Source organism: Marinobacter sp. PE14 (assembly GCF_053566155.1).
Genome location: NZ_JBQXNY010000003.1, coordinates 46790 through 65378, shown reverse-complemented (window position 1 = coordinate 65378; position 18589 = coordinate 46790). Strand labels below are relative to the sequence as shown.

The window sequence follows — 18589 nt, the reverse complement described above, 5'->3', positions numbered from 1 at the left end:
CCCTAGGCCCGGTGATACGGGTGATTGCGGGTGATCGACCAGGCCCGATAGAGCTGCTCTGCCAGAACAATACGCACCAGGGGATGAGGCAGGGTCAGGGGCGACAGCGACCATTGCTGGTCGGCCCGTTTGCGGCAATCGTCGGCGAGGCCATCCGGCCCGCCCACCAGAAAGCTGACGTCCCGGCCATCCTGTTGCCAGTTCTCCAGCTGCGCCGCGAGCTTTTCAGTCGACCAGGGCCGACCACCAACCTCGAGCGCGATGACGCGGTCTTTTGCACCGGTGGCCGCCAGAATGGCGTCACTTTCTCGCTGCATCAGCCTGGGGATATCGGGATTCTTTCCCCGGTGGGCGACGGGGATTTCAACCAGTTCCACGGGTAGCTCCGGCGGCATGCGGCGGGCGTAATCTCCGAATCCGGTACTGACCCAGTCGGGCATTTTCTGCCCCACACAGATCAGGCGTAACCGCATGATTATTCGCTGCCCGCAACACCAAGATCCGGAGCATCACGCCAGAAGCGCTCCAGATCGTAAAATTCTCTTGTGGCAGGCATCATAACGTGTACAACCACATCGCCCAGATCTACAAGAATCCAGTCGCTGACGCCGGCACCTTCAACATTGCTCGCGCGCACACCCTTCTCCTTCGCTTCGACCACGACGGAGTCTGCCAGGGATTTTACATGTCGGTTGGACGTTCCGGATGCCAGAACCATGAAGTCGGTGACACTGGTGCGGTCACGGACATCGATCACGCTGATGTCCTGTGCTTTCACATCTTCAAGCGCATTAATTACCAGATCTTTCAGTTGCTCTGCCTGCATAATCACCCTGTTGGACGGGCGTTTGCCGGTATGGCCGCCCGAAATGTCATATTCAGACGCGATTGTAGCACTAAAAGTTCCCGTCAGGGCATGCTCCATAGAGCCCCTGGCGGCGAATTTCTGTCCAGACCGAGTCAGGCAACAGATAGCGGGGCGAGCGGCCGTCACCGATACGCTCCCGAATACCGGTCGCGGAAACATCCAGCAAGGGCGGGTCCAGCTCGAGAACGCAGCCACAGGGGCTGTCATGCAGGGCCTCCGGGCTTTCCACACCGCGCTCTGCCAGCAATCGGGCCGGTTCGGAGGATGGGTCCAGTGCCGGGCCCGGCCGACGGACCACCACCACATGCGCCAGATCCGGAATCTGCCGCCATTCCCGCCAGCGATCGAAGCCCGCGAACGCGTCTGTGCCAACCACCATCACCAGGGGTTCATCCGGGCCAAGCTCGGCCCGGAGTTGGCGAAGGGTATCGGCCGTGTAGGAAGCTCCGCCTCGTGACAGCTCCCGGTCGTCAATCCGCAACTGGGGCTCACCGGCCACTGCCAGCCTCAACAACTCCAGGCGCTGACTGGAAGACGCCCCGGTTTGCCCACGGTGCGGCGGGATATGACAGGGCATCAGGCTGACGTAATCCACGCCAAGACGATCGCTGATTTCCAGCGCCAATCTCAGATGGCCATGATGCACCGGATCAAAGGTCCCTCCATAAATGACATGCATGGGCATCAGGTCCGGATGTGCCCGTCACCGAAGACCACGTATTTCTGGGAAGTGAGGCCCTCCAGCCCCACCGGACCCCGGGCGTGGATCTTGTCAGTGGAGATGCCGATTTCGGCCCCCAGTCCATACTCGAATCCATCGGCAAAGCGGGTGGAGGCATTGACCATCACCGAACTGGAATCCACCTCGGTGATGAAGCGGCGTGCCCGGGTGTAGTTCTCGGTAATGATGCTGTCGGTATGCTGGGAGCTGTAACGGTTGATATGAGCAATGGCGCCATCCAGACCGTCAACCACACGCACCGCCAGGACCGGAGCCAGATATTCGGCTTCCCAGTCTGCCTCGGTAGCTTCGCCCACGCCCTCGACAATGGCCCGTGTTCGCTCGCAGCCACGCAATTCCACGCCTTTTTCAACAAAAGCCTGGGCCAGCAGAGGCAGGATATCCTCGGCGATCTCGGCATCGACCAGCAGGGTTTCCATGGTGTTGCAGGTCCCATACCGGTGGGTTTTAGCGTTGATCGCGACCTTCAGCGCCTTTTCCGGATCAGCATGGCTATCGATGTAGACATGGCAGACGCCATCGAGGTGTTTGATAACAGGCACCCGGGCGTCACGGCTGATACGCTCGATCAGACCCTTGCCGCCCCTGGGTACAATCACATCGACGTAGTCCGGCATGGTGATCAACTCACCCACCGCAGCGCGATCCGTAGTCTTGATCACCTGCACGGCATTCTCGGGTAAACCCGCTTTGGCGAGCCCCTCGGAAAGACAGCGGGCAATGGCCTGGTTGGAATGAATGGACTCGGAGCCGCCCCGGAGAATGGTCGCATTGCCCGACTTGAGACAGAGACTCGCGGCCTCAACTGTCACGTTGGGACGGGACTCGTAGATAATACCGATGACGCCCAGCGGAACACGCATCTTGCCCACCTGAATACCGGAGGGACGGTAGGTCATGTCGGTAATGGCACCAATCGGGTCTGGCAGGGAAGCCACCTGGCGCAGGCCCTCAATCATGGCATCGATTCGCTGGGGCGTCAGCTCCAGTCGGTCAAGCATCGCCGCATCCAGGCCATTTTCACGGCCCCTCTGCAGATCCTTGCCATTGGCGAGGGCCAGATCTTCCCGGGCTGCATCCAGGGCCTCTGCCGTCGCCAGGAGCGCCTGATTTCGCAAGGCGGTGGTCGAACGTGCCACTCCGGTTGCCGCTGCACGGGCCTGCTGCCCAACCTCAGCCATGTACGCTGCAATATCCATTCAAATACCTTTCTGTTTTCAAGCGGAATCAGGAATCAGGGCCTAACTTTACCTTTCCCGTTTCAAGTACGCATCCCAAACAGATATTATACCGCTGCGATATGCCATACTCGGACCTATAAAGGTTCCCCGGGGACGGTTTTTCAAGGGAGTTCGGGAAAAGGAAGGACACCATGGCCCAGATGGCCGAAAAATTCCTGTTGAGCAAGTTGTCGCGAGCGGGCTTCGTGGCCCTGATCGCCATTGCGACCCTTTGCGCCGTGCTGGGAGAACCCATGGTCGCCGCAGCCGCGGCTGCCGCGGCAGGTATTGTCATTGCCGGTAAGACGTTCCACCCCAACCGGATCCACCAGCCCTGGCCGAGATTCCAGCAGGCTTTCTTTGTCGTGCTTCTGCTGATACTGCTGGCCAGTTTCTGGACCGGCCCATGGATACTGAGCCACTGGCTTTACGCGCTCCCTCTGGCTGCTTTCGCCCTGGTTCCGCCAGCCGCCGCAGCCGTGGTGACACTGATTATCGCTGTATTGGCAATGATCGCGACACAATGGGCGGTAGGCCTTGCCGACCGCCACCAGATGATCAGTGCCTTTCTACTGACCCTGCTGCTTTCGGCGCTGCTGGTCTTTCTGAGGGACTACAAGGCCCGTCAACTCGCTCCGTTGCGCCGTACCGACGAGCTGACCCAGGCAGCCAGCCGGGAATATCTGTCCGCCGACCTGCATAAGGAAATTCAGCGCAGTGAGCGTGAGGGCACCGATATGTCGATTATCATGATCGGGCTGGACACCCACCTTAGCGATGACGAACCGGATGAGGATATCCGCTCGATTCTTCCCCGCATTGGTCGCTACCTGCATTCACAGATCCGTGATTTCGACACCTACTACCGGGTCGCGGATCTGCAGTTTCTGGTGATCCTGCCGGGCATTTCCACCGGCGATGCCATCGCCCGCGCCGAGACGATCCGCAAGGGCCTGGCAACGCTTCTGGAATCCCACGGTATGAATCTGACCGTCAGCACCGGGATCGCCGGGCTGAATATCGGTGACGATGCCAACAGTCTGCAGCAGAGTGCCGCGAATGCCCTGCGCCGGGCCCAGCAACAGGGAGGCAACCGAAGCCAGGCCTACAGTTCATGGTCGCAGCCGGCACAACCGAGCCAGCCTCGGGCCGAGGGGCCAGTGGCATGACAGAGACCCGCCTGAGAACCTGGACACACGCCTTTGGCTACGGCATCGCCTGTCTGTTCATTTTCACCCTGGCGATGCAGAACCTCCGTTATGGCTTCTACGAACTCTTTTACCTGGCCTCAGGGATGGCGGTTCTGACCCTCGCGGGTGCCGTTTACACGATCATTTGCCGCCGCCACCAGCTGTCGGCGCCCGGGCACCTGGTCATCCTTTCCGGCCTGAACAGCGGCATGCTGGCAGCGCTCCTGACCATGGATGCCCCGGGCATCAGCCACTGGGCCATGCCCCTGCTGGTGCTGAATCTGCTTATCCTGCCCCTGCGCCAGGGCGTCGGGCTATCGCTTCTGCTACTGGTACCCATGTCGATCATCCTTTTCCTGGAACAGGCACCGGCTGACGCCATTGCCATCACGGGGGGCCTGTTCATTCTCCTGGCGGTTGCGGCCCTGTACATCTGGCACTATGACCACATGGCCCAGTCGGCAGAGGACCTCGCCATTACCGATCCGGTGACCGGCGCCCACAACGCCCGCTTCCTGGATGAAACCCTTCAAAAAGAGATCAGCCGTGCCATCGCCACCGGGCACTGTCTGTCCGTCATCGACCTGAGCATTGATTACGCCGACGAAGTGGCCGACCTGCACGGCAGGGACCAGGTTCAGGGCCTGTTCCGGGATATGACCGAGCACCTCTTCGGCGTGATTCGTGCCGGCGATACCCTGTACACACTGAAAGACTCGGAGTTTTTCCTGATCCTGCCGTTCACCCCGGAAGAAGGCGTGCGAGTGATTGCCGAACGGATTCGCCGGACCATTGCCGAACACCACTGGCCGGTGGTTGGCAAAGCCACAGTAAGCTTGGGCTGCACCACCCGCGGCAGTGGCGACACCCGCACCGACACACTCAGGGACCGGGCCCACCAGGCCATGGAAGAAGCTCGCAGACGCGGCACGGATTCGGTCTGGTTCAGCCCTGGAGAAACCATCGAAACATGAGCAGTGCCTGGCTGCACGACCTGTCGGCATGGCTCAGCCTGCATCCCGGCTGGCTGGCAACGGCCCTGTTTACGACTGCCTTCATCGAGTCCCTCGCTATAGCCGGCATTATTGTCCCGGGTGTCGCCATCCTGTTTGCCGTGGCCGTATTGGCGGGGGAGACCGGCATGCCGCTTTTGGAAGCACTGCTTTGGGCGGGGCTTGGAGCCATCGCCGGCGACACGGCAAGTTTTGGCCTGGGGCGACTGCTGCAAGGTCGCCTGACAACCACCTGGCCACTGAGTCGCTATCCGAAAATCATCGGGACCGGGGAGCGCTTTTTTAGGCGTCACGGCGGCAAGAGTGTGATCATCGGCCGCTTCGTCGGCCCGGTCAGACCGATCATCCCCCTCGTGGCCGGTGCCCTGACGATGTCCTGGCGACGCTTTCTGGCCTTCAACATCGGCTCCGCCATTGCCTGGGCGCCGGTCTATATCTTCCCGGGGTTTCTGGTGGGCAGTGCCCTGGCCAGTGAAATCAGGCCTCCGGCGCATTTTTATGCGGTCATCGGCATCAGCCTCGCGGCCCTGACAGTGGTCTATTTCGTGCTGTTACGGTTTCAGCTGGGGCTCGGGGAGGACAGCCGTTTCTACCGCTGGCTGAAGCAATGGATGGCGCAATACGAAGCTACAAACCGTTTCTGGCGCTTGTACACCAATCAACGTCCGGCCCGGGAGGGCGAGTTCCCGCTGGCCTCATTCATGCTCGCGCTGGGTGCCTCCGCGCTACTGCTTATATGGGGCCAATTGGCCACCGCAACCAACCTGCTGGATGGGTTCGACCAGGCCACCCTTCTCTGGTTTGAGCAACTCCGGCAACCTCTGCTGGACGGTCCGTTCATTGCCATTACCCTGCTGGGTGACGCGCCGGTGCTATTGACCGCCGGTGCGCTCGCCTGTGTGACACTGCTGTTCCGGGGCTATTACGCCGCAGCCATCCATGTTCTGGCGGGTATCGCAGTGACGGTGGTTCTGGTCTGGGGCCTGAAGGCCCTGCTCGGCGTACCCCGGCCGGATGAAGTCATGGGCCCGCCGAATTCCGGCGCTTTTCCCAGCGGTCACACGGCGGGCATTACCCTGCTGGTGACGCTGTTGGCAAGTTTTGTCGCCGGCGAAAGCAGGCACCGGAGACGTTGGCAATACTATGTGCTGCTCTCTCTTCCACTGGTGCCCGTGGCTTTGAGCCGGCTCTATCTTGGGGTGCACTGGTTTACCGATGTGATTGGAGGACTGCTGCTTGCCCTGGCTGTTACCGGTGCGGTGCGAGCCAGTTACAGCCGCTATGACAAGGTTCCGCTGGCGCCGGATATAACCATCGTCGGTGCAGCGGTGGTGTGGTTAATCTTCACGGGAGCCTACATCCTGCTGTCCTGGGATCAGGCGGTTCTGAACTTCAGGCCGGTGGCTGGCACCTAGCCTTCTTCCAGGGCCTCCAGAAGCCCTTGTAGCCGGGAGAGCCGCTCTAGAGGATCCTGCAACTCTACGAGCTTCTGCTTCTCCTGCTTGTCCAGTGGCAGAAGCTCGGTGAGCCGCCAGCCAACATCCCTGGCATCGCCATAGTCGATGTCCATGTTCAGGTCCCGGATGACCGGATGACGAAACAGCGCCTTCAGAACCGAGGGCAATTCGCTGAAACGCTCCGGCACCTCACTCTCTGCCTCTTCAATCAGGCATTCGACGTCACCCACATTCAGGCCGTCTTCCTGCTGCCAGCTGCGGACCACGGAGACCTTGGATTCGCCCTCAACGGTAATCCCCAGAAGGCCGTTTTCCAGCTGCTGAAAATCAATAATACGTACGTAGGTGCCAATATCGTAGAAGGCGGCGGTGCGCCCGGCCTCTCCGCCTTCCTGCAACAGCACCACAACGAACCCACGATCCTCCTTGAGACAACGGGTCAGCATGTCGATGTAGCGCGGTTCGAACAGCTGCAAGGGAATCCTCCCCCTGGGCAGGACGATGGAATTCAGGGGGAACAAAGGTACATTCATAAGTGCAACAGTCACCGGAAAGCAGACTCCACAGTTTACACAGCCCGGACAATCACCGGATGGACAGCAATTGCTGAACTTCGTCGACCCGGGCCCTGGCCTCCGTCAGAAGCTGCAAACTGCGAGAAGCATTGAGTTCAAGCTCGCCCAGACGCCGATACGCCGGCACCTGGTCGAACGGGGGAAGCTCGGCATTCTGGCTGGAACCGATCATCGAATGCAATTGCGCCACGATAACCACATCCGCCAATTGGGGTGATTCCTCGCGGCATTCATAGCCCCAGTCCTCGGCATGACGGACCGCCTCCACGAACGCCGGCGGGAACGACCAGTTCTCCAGAACCGCCGTTCCCACATCCGCCCTGAGTTCGCGGATTGCATGGCCGAGATTGGCCTCATCGGCAAAGAGATTCACATGGTGTTCAGCCTGGACCAGGATCGGTACTACGCCGATATCATGGAGTAGCCCCGCCAGCAACGCCTCCTCGGGATTCAGTTTGGTGGCGTGATCGGCCAGCACCCAGCAAAGCGCAGCCACTTCACGAGAGTGACGCCAGAGCTTTTCCATCTCTTTCTGAAGTGACGCCTGACGGGTCTTGAACACCTCGCGCATGGAGAACACCGTCACCAGTTGCCGGGTGGTACGCATTCCCAGACGGACCACCGCCTCCCGGACATTCCGGACGTCACTGAATCCACGGTAAAGAGGGCTGTTACAGGCGCGAACAAGCTTGGCAGCCATGGCCGGGTCGGCCGATACGGCAAGGGCCACCTGGTCCGCCGTCGACTCTTCACGATCCACCGCCCGCCGGACCTTCCAGGCCACATCCGGCACACTGGGAAGCTTCACCTGGTTCGATCTCAGCTCCGACAGGAACTCCATCAGCAGGTGATGCTCTTCGCTCTCCAGCCCTCCATTACCTTCACCCGAATCCATCTCAACCTGTTCGACAGGCGCCGAGCGTAGCAACTGGTTGAGAATCTCCTGCTCGACGACCAGGAATTCCGAAGGTTTTACGGCTGTAACGTCGTACATCCGTGGCTGGAGTCTGGCAATCGGGTTCTGGGCTTTCTCGGTTTCGGCTTCGATAATCGTTTTTCGGCCATCCACGGACTCAAGTTCGATCTTTCCTGCCACCAGGAAGAAATCGAGACCATCACGGACACCGCGTTCCAGAACCCGCTGCCCGGGCCCATGAGTACGACGCTCGGCCCGGCTGGCAAGCAAAACCAACTGGTCATCGGTCAGCCGGTTCAACGGCTGAAACTCTTTAAGGCGACGAAGCGGCAGGCTTTCCTGGCCGGCCATAGGCATACTCCTTGTCGGATCAAACCGGAAAATAAGTTGGCAACTGTGTTAACTATTGTAAACAGAGGCTCTGAAAACAACCATGCGCCTGGAGTCTAATCTGGTATCCTCTGTTTTTTTGATCAACGTCATCAGGTAACAACAGAGAGAAAAGAACCCCATGCCTCAGTATCGTTCGCGGACATCCACCGCAGGCCGCAACATGGCCGGCGCCCGTGCCCTCTGGCGCGCCACCGGTATGAAAGACGGCGACTTCGGCAAACCGATCATCGCGGTTGCCAACTCTTTCACCCAGTTCGTACCCGGCCACGTGCACCTGAAGGACCTCGGGCAACTGGTGTGCCGCGAAATCGAGTCCACCGGGGGTGTTGCCAAGGAATTCAACACCATCGCGGTAGACGACGGCATCGCCATGGGCCATGACGGCATGCTGTACTCCCTGCCATCCCGGGAAATCATCGCCGACTCCGTAGAGTACATGGTGAATGCACACTGTGCCGATGCACTCGTGTGTATTTCCAACTGCGACAAGATCACCCCGGGCATGCTGATGGCTGCCATGCGCCTCAACATTCCGACGATTTTTGTCTCAGGCGGCCCCATGGAGGCCGGCAAAACCAAACTGTCCGAGCACAAGCTCGACCTGGTGGACGCCATGGTCATTGCTGCAGATCCCAACGCGTCCGACGAACAGGTGGAAGAATATGAGCGCAGCGCCTGTCCGACCTGCGGCTCCTGTTCCGGCATGTTCACCGCCAACTCCATGAACTGCCTGACCGAAGCCATCGGTCTGGCGCTGCCGGGCAACGGTTCACTCCTGGCAACGCACGCCGATCGGGAGCAGCTGTTCCTCAAAGCCGGTCGACAGATTGTGGAGAATGCGAGGCGCTATTACGAGGAGGACGACGCCAGCGTACTGCCGTTGAGCATTGCTTCAATGGCGGCTTTCGAAAATGCCATGGTTATGGACATCGCCATGGGCGGCTCAACGAATACCATCCTGCACTTGCTGGCTGCCGCCCAGGAAGGCGGTGTCCCCTTCACCCTGAACGAGATCGACCAGCTTTCACGTCGTGTACCGCAACTTTGCAAAGTGGCGCCGAACTCACCCAAGTATCACATGGAAGACGTCCATCGGGCCGGCGGCATCATGGGCATTCTCGGCGAGCTGGAACGGGGCGGTCTGATCAACACTGACCTTCCCACCGTGCACAGCAAGACCATGAGAGAAGCGCTCGAGACCTGGGATATTATGCGATCGCCGCCCACCGAAGTAGTCGAATTCTACAAGGCCGGACCCGCCGGCATTCCGACCCAGACCGCGTTCTCCCAGAGCACCCGTTGGCCGACTCTGGATGGCGACCGGGAAACCGGCTGTATCCGGTCGGTCGAACATGCCTATAGCTCGGAGGGCGGCCTCGCAGTCCTCTTTGGCAACATCGCTCTGGATGGCTGCGTCGTCAAAACCGCGGGCGTGGACGAAAGCATCTTCGTCTTTGAAGGCAAGGCAAAGGTATTCGAAAGCCAGGATTCGGCAGTTGCCGGGATTCTCGCCGACGAGGTCAAGCCGCGCGACGTTGTGATCATCCGTTATGAGGGCCCCCGTGGCGGCCCGGGCATGCAGGAAATGCTTTACCCAACCAGCTACCTGAAATCCAAGGGGCTCGGCAAAGACTGCGCACTGCTGACAGACGGGCGTTTCTCGGGCGGCACTTCCGGCCTGTCCATCGGCCATGCATCGCCGGAAGCGGCCGCCGGCGGAGCCATTGGCCTGATCGAAAATGGCGATACGATCCGCATCGACATTCCGAACCGGAGCATTAACGTGGAGCTGGATCAGCATGAACTGGATCGTCGCCGCGAAGCCCGGGACGCCAAGGGCTGGAAACCGGAACTGCCACGGGATCGCAAGGTGTCTGCGGCCCTGAAAGCCTATGCGCTGCTGGCCACGAGCGCCGATAAGGGCGCCGTTCGGGACCTCGAAAAACTCGACTGATCACTGAGACCCTGAACCAACAAAAAAGCCCGGCGGGAGATCTCGCCGGGCTTTTTTCGTTCAGGATACTCCGATTACCAGAGCGACCAGCCGCCATCTTCCTCTTCTTCAATGGCGTCATCCTGCTCAGGCTCCGGGGCTGAGGTTTCTGCCGCGGTAGAAGCCGACTCCTGAGCCGGTGCGCTGCTGGCTGCGGTGGACTGTGACGGTGCCGAAGCGGCAACCTGAACCGATATCATGCCAAGGGATTCCTTGGTCGGATCGTCCAGATTTCCCGTGGCCTGAAGACCATTATCCTGCTGGAACCGCGTTAGCGCGGACCGGGTTGAGTCATCCATCTGCGGGCTGACATTGGTAATGTCGTATCCTGCTCCGTAGAGCGCATTCTTGAGTGCAACGATCTCATCCGCGAAGGCTGCAGGGGCAAAGCCCAGTGTGACCGCCAATCCGGCCGCTGTGGCCAGGCGTCCCAATCGGGTAGTTGCGTTTCTCATGGTACTCACCTGCTAACTCCTGATATCTCATCGATATCCGTTTCTTTCTTGTTATGTGGTGCCTATCTCCACAGGCTGGGGCAAACGGTTAAAAGACTACCATACTTTGGTCGCATGTCGCCTTACGGGACATCATGTCCCGTTTTCTTGCTTTGCGCTGGGGTTCTCGTCGTCCGCTGACGCGGGTGGACGGTGGGCTTCCTCGCTGAATTCGCGGATGAAAATACCCCAGAACGCCATGAACAGTGCGGCTACCAGCGGCCCCATTACAAATCCATTGATGCCGAACATGACGATGCCGCCGAGGGTCGACAACAGGACAATGTAATCCGGCAGTTTGGTATCGCGACCAACCAGTACCGGGCGCAACAGGTTGTCTGCCAGCCCGATGACCACCACGCCGAAGGCAGTCAGAACCACCGCCTCGACCACATCTCCAACGGCCGCAAGGTAAATAGCGGCCGGCACCCAGACCAAGGCGGCACCTACCGCCGGTAATAGCGATACGATCGCCATCACCACACCCCAAAGCAAGGCGCCAGAGATCCCGAGAATCCAGAAAATCAGTCCGCCAAGCGCGCCCTGGATGATTGCTATCAGCAGGTTCCCCTTGACGGTGGCCCGCGTCACCTCCGCAAACTTGGCAAACAACAGCCGCTCGCGCTCATCTCCGAGTGGCAGCGCCTTTATGATCAATTCCACCAATGCATGGCCATCCCTCAGCAGGAAAAACGCCAGATACACCATCAAGGCCAGGCCCAGGAAAAACTGGAAGGTATTCTGGCCCACACCCAGCGCCTGCCTGCCCAGGAAATGGCTTCCTCCGACAAAGATACTCACGGCCCGGTCCCTCAGCTCGGCAAAGCTGATATCAAACTGCGCCAGGAAGGCCTGGATGGCGGGGAACGACTGGTTGACCCGATCTATGTATTCCCCCGGCCGTATTTCACCACTCTGAATCTGCTGATAAAGCGCGACGCCCTCGGCAACCAATGAGGTCACCAGTACCAGAACCGGGATAACGACGATGAACATGCAGATACACAGGGTGATCAGCGCATTTACATTGGGCCTGTCCCCGAGTTTCCGCACCAGCAGTTGCTGCACAGGGTGAAAAATCAGGGCGATGGCAACCGCCCAGAATATGGGCCCGAAGAAGGGTTTCATAAGAAATACAAAGGCAAGGGAAACGCCGACCAGCAACGCCAGGAAAGTCCGTGTTTCAAGTTTTGCGTACATAGCTTATGCGGTTCCCTGATGTTGGTTCTGCGATTTAACGAGTCATTCTACCCTACCACGCTGGCGTGGCCACTGTAGCTGTCTTCGGGTTATAGTGGACGGTTGTTGATCAACTAATAGACAGGTCATGTTGTTGGAACTGGAAACCTTCACCGTCGAAACAGCCCTGGATGCGGCCACTGAGTTGCGCAAGGTTCTGGCCGCCAGAACTCACCGACGCAAAGTGATGGGTCAGGAAGTCATGGTGCCGGGTCAGTTGGGCGAGGCCCTGCAGCTACCACGCATTATCAACCGGCTCCAGAGCAAGCAGATGAAGCAGAGGGAGCTTGGCCTAGAGGACTTCCAGGAGCTGTGGCCTACCCTGTCGCCACAGACACGGGAGAGAGTGCTGGGGGCAATCGGCTGGTATGACCCCAAGGAGCTTGACTGGGATGACAAGCGCTCCAACCGTCGGCCACTGGTCGATCCTGACAGTTAAGCCGTATAACACCGGCATCCCGACTTTGAAATGTCATACTTGGCCCATATGTTGGGCAGTATCAGGAGGATATTTATGACTGAACAACATCAATACACAGCACTTCTTGCTAAAGGCAGCGCGGTTCCCACACTCCTTTGTGGCCACTGCCACTCGATTCTCTCCAGGGCGCGGATTTTCCGGAATGAGGGCGACCAGCACCAGAACATGGAGTGCCAGACCATTGGCCTTTGCTCAGCTGACGATTGCGGCGCCGTCAATTGTTGCGATGACGCTCTGGCCCACGTTGACAACCCCGAACGCCTGTTTGGCATTGCGTCCTGATTCAAAGCCACAACGCTCTGTTACGCAACTCAAACACACAAAATTTCCATCTGCTTTATCCTGATCTTAGACGATTGTAGTAGGGCACTATGAGCACCGGATTCCGCCCGGCAATCACGCAACCAATCAGTCAGGACAGTCGATGGCATGCGTATTCTGAGAACCGATGAAGCCCGCTTCGCAGGTCTTCCGGATTACCCCTTTGCTCCAAACCATCTCGACGTAGAACCGGGGCTCCGGATGCACTACGTTGACGAAGGCCCGAGAAACGCGTCGCCGGTTCTCATGCTCCACGGCGAACCATCCTGGTCCTACCTTTATCGTCACATGATCCCTCTGGTGGCAGAGGCCGGTCATCGGGTGTTGGCCCCGGACCTGATCGGCTTCGGCAAATCCGACAAGCCGGCGTCGATTGCAGACTACAGTTACGGCCGCCATCTCACGTGGCTGGCCAGCTGGCTTGAACAGCTCAATCTGACTAATGTCACCCTCGTGTGCCAGAACTGGGGGTCGTTGCTGGGTCTGCGACTGGCCGCAGAACACCGTCAGCGATTCAGCCGAATCATCGTCGGAAACGGCATGCTGCCAACCGGCGAAACGCCTGTTCCCGCGGTCTTTTCCATGTGGAAGGCATTTGCCACACACAGCCCCTGGTTCCCGGTGGGTCGCATCGTGCAATTGGGTACCGATCGTACCCTGAGCAAAGCTGAAATTGCCGCCTACGAAGCCCCATTCCCTTCGGCAGAGTTCAAGGCCGGGGCCAGAGCGTTTCCAAAGCTGGTTCCGACTGAACCGGACACACCGGACAGCGACGCCAACAAGGCGGCCTGGCAGGTCCTGGAGAAGTGGAACAAGCCCTTCATCACCTGCTTTAGCAGTGGCGATCCGATTACCCGGGGCGGCGACAGGCACATGCAGCGCCGGATTCCCGGCGCCCACGGTCAACCTCATATCACACTTCAAGGCGGGCATTTTCTCCAGGAAGATTCACCGGAAGATTTCGCCCGCATCATTATCGATGCCCTGAAATCGGAAATGGCGGCCTGAGCCGCCATTTCCGTTAACCGAAGACCGTTACCGTCTGGCGACTCAGCGCCACCAGCTCGCCTTTGGCGGTCCATATTCCAGCCTGGGTGTGGCCGTAACCGGCGCCCGCCTGATCGATGGAAACCTTGTACAGGAGCCAGTCACCCGGCTCCATGACGGGCCTCGGATGCACGATATCCAGCGCCCAGCTCAGGGAGCTGGTCCTCACCCGCTGTTTCACATAGGGCAGAACCGCCGGTGGCCAGGCGTCCACCAGTGCGATAATGTGGGCGTCAGAGAACGTTTCCGGCATTGTCCGGAACTGCATCCAGCCGCCGAGCTCCCGGCCGCCCTTGCCGCTGAATGGCAGGTTGCCGAAGGCCCAGCGCATCTCGATCTGCTGAATGAATTCCGGGGTCACACCCTCGATGTAGTCCAGCCCCGGGCACTGGCTGACCGGGTTTGCCTCGGGCGCAGGCAGGGCGTCCACCTGCACCTGCGAGTCCCGGTCTCCGCCAAAGCTGGCCAGGCAAACCAGCCGGGTTTCACCCTTCTGGACAATGCGACCCTGCACCTGACTGACCGCTTTCCCCTCACGCAGAATCTCGGCTTCGAAACTGGCAGGGACTTCCGGCTCCACCGGCCCCACGAATGACACTTGCAATGACCTCATCGCACGGCCCTCGGCGACAAGCTTTTCCATTCGCTCAAACATCAACGCCGCCGTGAGACCGCCAAAGGTGGCTCTGCCCTGGGACCAGCTCTCGGGCAAGACCAGTTCCTCACTGCCACGGACCGCCCGCAATAATTCGTCAAAGGTCATTTCAAGTTCCTGTTAGCAACCTATCGGGATAGCTTCGAAGAGTGCCCAAGATCGGACGGCAACGCAATGGCTTGTCCCCGGCAACTACCTATAGCCTCACCGGGGTTTTGCGTATTAAAGCCGCAACAAAACCGCTATAATGTCCGCACATCATGCATTGCCCGGCAATGCTCTACCTCCCGAATTCCGAGTGAATCAATGTCTGAATTGTCCTTTGCCGAACTGGGGCTGGATCCAGCCGTACTTGAAGCTGTGTCTGCCGTTGGCTACGAAACCCCGTCACCCATCCAGGCCCAGGCGATCCCCGCGCTGCTGGCCGGTAACCATCTGCTGGGCGTTGCCCAGACCGGAACCGGCAAGACCGCGGCATTTGCATTGCCACTGCTGAGCCGGATTGACGCCTCTGTTACCGATCCCCAGATTCTGGTTCTGGCCCCAACACGGGAACTTGCCATCCAGGTGGCGGAAGCTTTTACCACCTACGCCAGCAAGTTCCGGAATTTCCACGTTCTGCCCATTTACGGTGGCCAAGACTTTTATCCCCAGATCAAGGGCCTGCGTCGCGGTGCCCAGGTGATCGTGGGCACACCGGGCCGGATGCTCGACCACCTGCGCAAGGGCACCCTGAAGCTGGACAGCCTGAAAGCGCTGGTTCTGGACGAAGCCGACGAAATGCTGCGCATGGGCTTCATCGACGATGTGGAAGCCATTCTTGCGAAGACGCCGGAGAACTGCCAACGGGCATTGTTCTCGGCCACCATGCCACCACAGATCAAGAAAGTGGCCCAGACCTACCTGCGCAATGCCACAGAAGTTCGCATTGAAAGCGAAACCCGCACGGTCGAGCGGATCTCACAGTTCGTTCTGCCGGTTTACGCTGAGCGTAAACTCGATGCCCTGACCCGTATTCTCGAAGTGGAGCCATTCGACGCTGCCATCATTTTCGTGCGCACCAAGGCGGAAACCACGCTGCTGGCCGAGAAGCTGTCAGCACGCGGACACGCAGTTGCTCCTCTCAACGGTGATCTTAACCAGCGCCAGCGCGAGCAGACCGTTGAAGACCTCAAGCGCAGCAAGAAAGATATCATCGTGGCCACAGACGTCGCCGCCCGCGGACTGGACGTGCCCCGGATCACCCACGTGATCAACTACGACGTGCCCTACGACACTGAAGCATACATCCACCGGGTTGGCCGTACCGGTCGTGCCGGTCGCGAGGGCAAGGCGATCCTGCTGGTAACACCCCGCGAGCGCAGTTGGCTGAGAACGCTCGAACGAGCAACGAACTCGCCGATGGAAGCTTACGAGTTGCCATCGCCCATCGAGCTCAAGAAAATGCGGGAGCAGCAGTTTGAAACCCAGCTGCTGGCGTTCGCAGAAGACAAGAAGCTGGCCAAGACTATGGCCCTGCTGGACGAGATTGCCGAACGCAATGAGATGGATATGGCCATGGTAGCCGGCGCCCTCGCCTGCTGGATGGAAGCGGCTCAGCCAGGCTCCCTGCCGTTGGAGCAGCCTGAGGCTTTGCCAACCGTGTCGGCAACACCTCCTCGCCGTGATCGCAAAGGTGGCGGCGGCCGTCCAGGCGAGAATCGCAAGGGCCCGAAAGGCGGTTTCAAGAAAGGTGGTCCGAAAGGACGTAGCGGTCCCGGTGGTCGCGGCAAGCCTCCCGGCAAGGGCGGCAAGCCCGCAGGCAAGCGCCCACCTCGCCAAGCTTAAGCCTGGCGCTGATAGACCACGAAACTGTAGTCGTAAGGGTTATTATCGGACGCGGAGAAATCCTCCCGTCCGATTTCTTCCCACTCATCCCAGTTTACTTCCGGAAAAAACGCATCCCCGTCCACCTCAGCGTGCACCTGGGTGATGTACATGCGATCAACCATTGGCAGCGCCTCGGCGTAGATCTGCCCGCCACCAATGATCATCACTTCGTCGCCACCTTCCAGCTCTGCCTGCGCCTCGGCCTTGACCAGCGCTTCGGGCAATGACGTCGCGGCCACCGTTCCGGTTGGTGCTTCCCAGGCTTCATTCCGCGAGATCACCACGTTCATCCGCCCCGGCAATGGCCGACCGATCGAATCCCAGGTCTTCCGGCCCATAATGATAGGCTTGCCCATGGTGGCCTGTTTGAAATAACGCAGATCACCCGGCAGATACCAGGGCAGATTGTTGTTACGACCAATGACCCGGTTACGGGACATGGCGACGATCAGGGCTTTTCTCATGTACTCGCCTCTTCTGGGTTCGGTCAGATGGCAATCGGCGCCTTGATGCCCGGGTAGGGGTCATAGCCCTCAAATTCGAAGTCTTCCAGTTCGTACTCGAAAATACTCCCGGGCTTGCGCTTGATCACCAGTGTCGGCAACGCGCGGGGCTCGCGCTTCAACTGCTCGAAGACGATGTCATCGGTCAGATGGTTCTGATACAGGTGACAGTCGCCAAAGGTATGCACAAACTCACCAACATCCAGGTCACACTGCTGGGCGATCATGTGCGTCAGCAAGGCGTAGGAGGCAATATTGAAGGGCACGCCGAGGAACAGGTCGGCGCTGCGCTGGTAAAGCTGGCATGAGAGCTTGCCGTCCACCACGTAGAACTGGAACAGGCAGTGACAGGGTGCCAGCGCCATGCGGCCCTCGCGAACGTTATCCTGGGGACCGATAGACTCGTCCGGGAGTTCAGCGGGGTTCCAGGCGGACACGATCAGACGGCGTGAATTCGGTTTGGTGCGGATCTGCTCGATCACTTCACTGATCTGGTCAACCACCTCGCCATTGGGGCACTGCCAACTGCGCCACTGCTTCCCGTAGATAGGCCCGAGATCACCGTTCTCCAATGCCCACTCGTTCCAGATCGAGACCTTGCGCTCCTGCAGCCAGGTATTGTCGGTGGAGCCCCGGAGAAACCAGAGCAATTCATAGATGATACTTCGCAGGTGGACCTTTTTGGTGGTCACCAGGGGAAAGCCTTCCTGCAGGTTGAAGCGGATCTGACGGCCAAACACCGACCGGGTGCCGACACCGGTGCGGTCTCCCTTGTCGAATCCGTTATCAACAACGTCTTGCATAAGGTCGAGATAGGCTTTCATCGGGCTTGTCTCCGGTAGGCAATAAACATCAGGGCGGCGCCGGCAACGATCATCGGGAAGGAAAGTACCTGCCCCATGGTAAGCCAGTCAAAGGCAAGGTAGCCCAGCTGCGGATCCGGCTGACGGACGAATTCCACCAGGAAGCGGAACACGCCGTAGCAAACGAGGAACAGACCGGAAACCGCCATGGTCGGGTGTTGCCGGGATGAGAACCACCACAGGATCACGAACAGGGCCACGCCTTCAAGGGCAAACTGGTAAAGCTGGGAGGGATGGCGGGCGAGGGAATCCGGAGCCGTTCGAAACACCATACCCCAGGCAACGTCGGTGGGCTTGCCCCACAACTCGCCATTAATAAAGTTTCCGATCCGACCTGCGCCGAGCCCCAGGGGCACCAGCGGCGCCACAAAGTCAGCCAGGCGCCAGAAACCACTGCCCACCTTGCGGCCATACCACCACATGGCAAACATCACGCCCAGCAAACCGCCGTGGAAAGACATTCCCCCTTCCCAAACCCGTAGCAGCCAGAGCGGGTCCGCCAGGAAGGCGTCAAAGTTGTAGAACAGGACATAGCCGAAGCGGCCGCCCAGGATGACCCCTAGGGCCAGGTAAAACAGAAGGTCACCCATCTGCTCTTCGTTGATAGGCGACCAGGGCTTGCGGGTGCGAATGCGTCCAAGCCACCAGCCGGCTAAAAAGCCGAACAGATAGGTCAGACCGTACCAGTGGATCTTGAGGGGACCGATGGCAATGGCCACCGGATCAATCTGGGGATGCTGCAGCATCAAC

At 59.4% G+C, this 18589-nt stretch carries 20 protein-coding genes; 8 read left to right on the top strand and 12 right to left on the bottom strand.

All coding sequences use genetic code 11. The annotated features are described in order from the left end of the window. Window positions 1–2: 2 nt before the first annotated feature. From rlmH to ACWJ62_RS10950, 4 genes are all read right to left on the bottom strand, one after another. Window positions 3–473, bottom strand: coding sequence for a 23S rRNA (pseudouridine(1915)-N(3))-methyltransferase RlmH (gene rlmH / locus ACWJ62_RS10965; protein ID WP_008176432.1), 471 nt, complete (start codon window positions 471–473; stop codon window positions 3–5). A gap of 2 nt (window positions 474–475) precedes the next feature. After that, window positions 476–826 carry a ribosome silencing factor gene (gene rsfS, locus ACWJ62_RS10960; protein WP_008176434.1) on the bottom strand — a complete coding sequence of 117 codons (351 nt, stop codon included), beginning with the start codon at window positions 824–826 and terminating at the stop codon, window positions 476–478. 70 nt (window positions 827–896) lie between these two features. Beyond that, window positions 897–1547 (bottom strand): nicotinate-nucleotide adenylyltransferase, encoded by a 651-nt coding sequence (nadD, locus tag ACWJ62_RS10955; RefSeq protein ID WP_449286230.1) that lies wholly within the window; start codon window positions 1545–1547, stop codon window positions 897–899. A 5-nt stretch (window positions 1548–1552) separates the two neighbouring features. Continuing rightward, window positions 1553–2809: a glutamate-5-semialdehyde dehydrogenase gene (locus ACWJ62_RS10950; RefSeq protein ID WP_449286229.1), complete on the bottom strand. Its 1257-nt coding sequence runs from the start codon at window positions 2807–2809 to the stop codon at window positions 1553–1555. 173 nt (window positions 2810–2982) lie between these two features. Between ACWJ62_RS10950 and ACWJ62_RS10945 the strand changes: the two genes are divergently transcribed. From ACWJ62_RS10945 to ACWJ62_RS10935, 3 genes are read left to right on the top strand one after another with little or no spacing between them, the layout of a single operon-like run. Then, window positions 2983–3999: a GGDEF domain-containing protein gene (locus ACWJ62_RS10945; RefSeq protein ID WP_449286228.1), complete on the top strand. Its 1017-nt coding sequence runs from the start codon at window positions 2983–2985 to the stop codon at window positions 3997–3999. Beyond that, window positions 3996–4994 carry a GGDEF domain-containing protein gene (locus ACWJ62_RS10940; RefSeq protein ID WP_449286227.1) on the top strand — a complete coding sequence of 333 codons (999 nt, stop codon included), beginning with the start codon at window positions 3996–3998 and terminating at the stop codon, window positions 4992–4994. Before ACWJ62_RS10945 ends, ACWJ62_RS10940 begins: the two co-directional genes overlap by 4 nt. After that, window positions 4991–6448 (top strand): bifunctional DedA family/phosphatase PAP2 family protein, encoded by a 1458-nt coding sequence (locus tag ACWJ62_RS10935; RefSeq protein WP_449286226.1) that lies wholly within the window; start codon window positions 4991–4993, stop codon window positions 6446–6448. Before ACWJ62_RS10940 ends, ACWJ62_RS10935 begins: the two co-directional genes overlap by 4 nt. Here the strand turns inward: ACWJ62_RS10935 and ACWJ62_RS10930 are convergent. Together ACWJ62_RS10930 and ACWJ62_RS10925 are read right to left on the bottom strand one after the other, a co-directional pair. Further along, window positions 6445–7023, bottom strand: a complete 579-nt coding sequence (locus ACWJ62_RS10930; RefSeq protein WP_449286645.1) for an LON peptidase substrate-binding domain-containing protein — start codon at window positions 7021–7023, stop codon at window positions 6445–6447. The two genes, ACWJ62_RS10935 and ACWJ62_RS10930, sit on opposite strands and share 4 nt — an antisense overlap. A gap of 52 nt (window positions 7024–7075) precedes the next feature. Further along, entirely contained in the window at window positions 7076–8332 is a 1257-nt protein-coding gene (locus tag ACWJ62_RS10925; protein ID WP_449286225.1) for an HDOD domain-containing protein, read from the bottom strand. A gap of 160 nt (window positions 8333–8492) precedes the next feature. On the opposite strand from ACWJ62_RS10925, the gene ilvD reads away from it, so the two are divergent. Then, window positions 8493–10328 (top strand): dihydroxy-acid dehydratase, encoded by a 1836-nt coding sequence (ilvD, locus tag ACWJ62_RS10920; protein ID WP_449286224.1) that lies wholly within the window; start codon window positions 8493–8495, stop codon window positions 10326–10328. 74 nt (window positions 10329–10402) lie between these two features. On the opposite strand, the gene ACWJ62_RS10915 is transcribed toward ilvD, so the two are convergent. After that, window positions 10403–10822, bottom strand: coding sequence for a peptidoglycan-binding domain-containing protein (locus ACWJ62_RS10915; RefSeq protein ID WP_449286223.1), 420 nt, complete (start codon window positions 10820–10822; stop codon window positions 10403–10405). Between the two features lie 132 nt (window positions 10823–10954). Beyond that, a complete protein-coding gene (locus ACWJ62_RS10910; RefSeq protein ID WP_449286222.1) occupies window positions 10955–12061 on the bottom strand; it encodes an AI-2E family transporter in 1107 nt (368 codons plus the stop codon). Between the two features lie 127 nt (window positions 12062–12188). Here ACWJ62_RS10910 and ACWJ62_RS10905 point away from each other — a divergent pair, with 127 nt between their 5' ends. The 3 genes from ACWJ62_RS10905 to ACWJ62_RS10895 all read left to right on the top strand — a co-directional run bounded on the left by ACWJ62_RS10905 (window position 12189) and on the right by ACWJ62_RS10895 (window position 13910). Beyond that, window positions 12189–12539: a hypothetical protein gene (locus ACWJ62_RS10905; protein WP_449286221.1), complete on the top strand. Its 351-nt coding sequence runs from the start codon at window positions 12189–12191 to the stop codon at window positions 12537–12539. A gap of 75 nt (window positions 12540–12614) precedes the next feature. After that, window positions 12615–12863 carry a hypothetical protein gene (locus ACWJ62_RS10900; RefSeq protein ID WP_449286220.1) on the top strand — a complete coding sequence of 83 codons (249 nt, stop codon included), beginning with the start codon at window positions 12615–12617 and terminating at the stop codon, window positions 12861–12863. A 147-nt stretch (window positions 12864–13010) separates the two neighbouring features. Continuing rightward, window positions 13011–13910 carry a haloalkane dehalogenase gene (locus ACWJ62_RS10895; RefSeq protein ID WP_449286219.1) on the top strand — a complete coding sequence of 300 codons (900 nt, stop codon included), beginning with the start codon at window positions 13011–13013 and terminating at the stop codon, window positions 13908–13910. Between the two features lie 13 nt (window positions 13911–13923). Here ACWJ62_RS10895 and ACWJ62_RS10890 read toward each other — a convergent pair whose 3' ends face one another. Continuing rightward, window positions 13924–14712 carry an acyl-CoA thioesterase gene (locus ACWJ62_RS10890; RefSeq protein WP_449286218.1) on the bottom strand — a complete coding sequence of 263 codons (789 nt, stop codon included), beginning with the start codon at window positions 14710–14712 and terminating at the stop codon, window positions 13924–13926. Window positions 14713–14910: 198 nt separating this feature from the next. On the opposite strand from ACWJ62_RS10890, the gene ACWJ62_RS10885 reads away from it, so the two are divergent. Further along, entirely contained in the window at window positions 14911–16431 is a 1521-nt protein-coding gene (locus tag ACWJ62_RS10885) for a DEAD/DEAH box helicase (protein WP_449286217.1), read from the top strand. Here the strand turns inward: ACWJ62_RS10885 and ACWJ62_RS10880 are convergent. Genes ACWJ62_RS10880 through lgt form a run of 3 tightly spaced genes read right to left on the bottom strand, consistent with a single transcriptional unit; the run spans window position 16428 to window position 18585 of the window. Further along, window positions 16428–16937, bottom strand: coding sequence for a dihydrofolate reductase (locus tag ACWJ62_RS10880; RefSeq protein WP_449286216.1), 510 nt, complete (start codon window positions 16935–16937; stop codon window positions 16428–16430). The two genes, ACWJ62_RS10885 and ACWJ62_RS10880, sit on opposite strands and share 4 nt — an antisense overlap. Before the next feature lie 23 nt (window positions 16938–16960). Further along, complete coding sequence (locus tag ACWJ62_RS10875; protein ID WP_449286215.1) at window positions 16961–17800, bottom strand: thymidylate synthase; 840 nt, start codon at window positions 17798–17800, stop codon at window positions 16961–16963. After that, window positions 17797–18585, bottom strand: a complete 789-nt coding sequence (gene lgt / locus ACWJ62_RS10870; RefSeq protein ID WP_449286214.1) for a prolipoprotein diacylglyceryl transferase — start codon at window positions 18583–18585, stop codon at window positions 17797–17799. Before lgt ends, ACWJ62_RS10875 begins: the two co-directional genes overlap by 4 nt. Window positions 18586–18589: the final 4 nt, after the last annotated feature.

Bases quoted from the DNA above. Each gene is read 5' to 3' on its own strand.
- ilvD (WP_449286224.1), top strand. From the start codon at position 8,493: ATGCCTCAGTATCGTTCGCGGACATCCACCGCAGGCCGCAACATGGCC.
- ACWJ62_RS10935 (WP_449286226.1), top strand. From the start codon at position 4,991: ATGAGCAGTGCCTGGCTGCACGACCTGTCGGCATGGCTCAGCCTGCAT.
- ACWJ62_RS10890 (WP_449286218.1), bottom strand. From the start codon at position 14,712: ATGACCTTTGACGAATTATTGCGGGCGGTCCGTGGCAGTGAGGAACTG.
- ACWJ62_RS10940 (WP_449286227.1), top strand. From the start codon at position 3,996: ATGACAGAGACCCGCCTGAGAACCTGGACACACGCCTTTGGCTACGGC.
- ACWJ62_RS10930 (WP_449286645.1), bottom strand. From the start codon at position 7,023: ATGAATGTACCTTTGTTCCCCCTGAATTCCATCGTCCTGCCCAGGGGG.
- ACWJ62_RS10875 (WP_449286215.1), bottom strand. From the start codon at position 17,800: ATGAAAGCCTATCTCGACCTTATGCAAGACGTTGTTGATAACGGATTC.
- rlmH (WP_008176432.1), bottom strand. From the start codon at position 473: ATGCGGTTACGCCTGATCTGTGTGGGGCAGAAAATGCCCGACTGGGTC.
- ACWJ62_RS10915 (WP_449286223.1), bottom strand. From the start codon at position 10,822: ATGAGAAACGCAACTACCCGATTGGGACGCCTGGCCACAGCGGCCGGA.
- ACWJ62_RS10950 (WP_449286229.1), bottom strand. From the start codon at position 2,809: ATGGATATTGCAGCGTACATGGCTGAGGTTGGGCAGCAGGCCCGTGCA.
- ACWJ62_RS10885 (WP_449286217.1), top strand. From the start codon at position 14,911: ATGTCTGAATTGTCCTTTGCCGAACTGGGGCTGGATCCAGCCGTACTT.
- ACWJ62_RS10925 (WP_449286225.1), bottom strand. From the start codon at position 8,332: ATGGCCGGCCAGGAAAGCCTGCCGCTTCGTCGCCTTAAAGAGTTTCAG.
- rsfS (WP_008176434.1), bottom strand. From the start codon at position 826: ATGCAGGCAGAGCAACTGAAAGATCTGGTAATTAATGCGCTTGAAGAT.
- ACWJ62_RS10900 (WP_449286220.1), top strand. From the start codon at position 12,615: ATGACTGAACAACATCAATACACAGCACTTCTTGCTAAAGGCAGCGCG.
- nadD (WP_449286230.1), bottom strand. From the start codon at position 1,547: ATGCATGTCATTTATGGAGGGACCTTTGATCCGGTGCATCATGGCCAT.
- ACWJ62_RS10905 (WP_449286221.1), top strand. From the start codon at position 12,189: ATGTTGTTGGAACTGGAAACCTTCACCGTCGAAACAGCCCTGGATGCG.
- lgt (WP_449286214.1), bottom strand. From the start codon at position 18,585: ATGCTGCAGCATCCCCAGATTGATCCGGTGGCCATTGCCATCGGTCCC.
- ACWJ62_RS10945 (WP_449286228.1), top strand. From the start codon at position 2,983: ATGGCCCAGATGGCCGAAAAATTCCTGTTGAGCAAGTTGTCGCGAGCG.
- ACWJ62_RS10910 (WP_449286222.1), bottom strand. From the start codon at position 12,061: ATGTACGCAAAACTTGAAACACGGACTTTCCTGGCGTTGCTGGTCGGC.
- ACWJ62_RS10895 (WP_449286219.1), top strand. From the start codon at position 13,011: ATGCGTATTCTGAGAACCGATGAAGCCCGCTTCGCAGGTCTTCCGGAT.
- ACWJ62_RS10880 (WP_449286216.1), bottom strand. From the start codon at position 16,937: ATGAGAAAAGCCCTGATCGTCGCCATGTCCCGTAACCGGGTCATTGGT.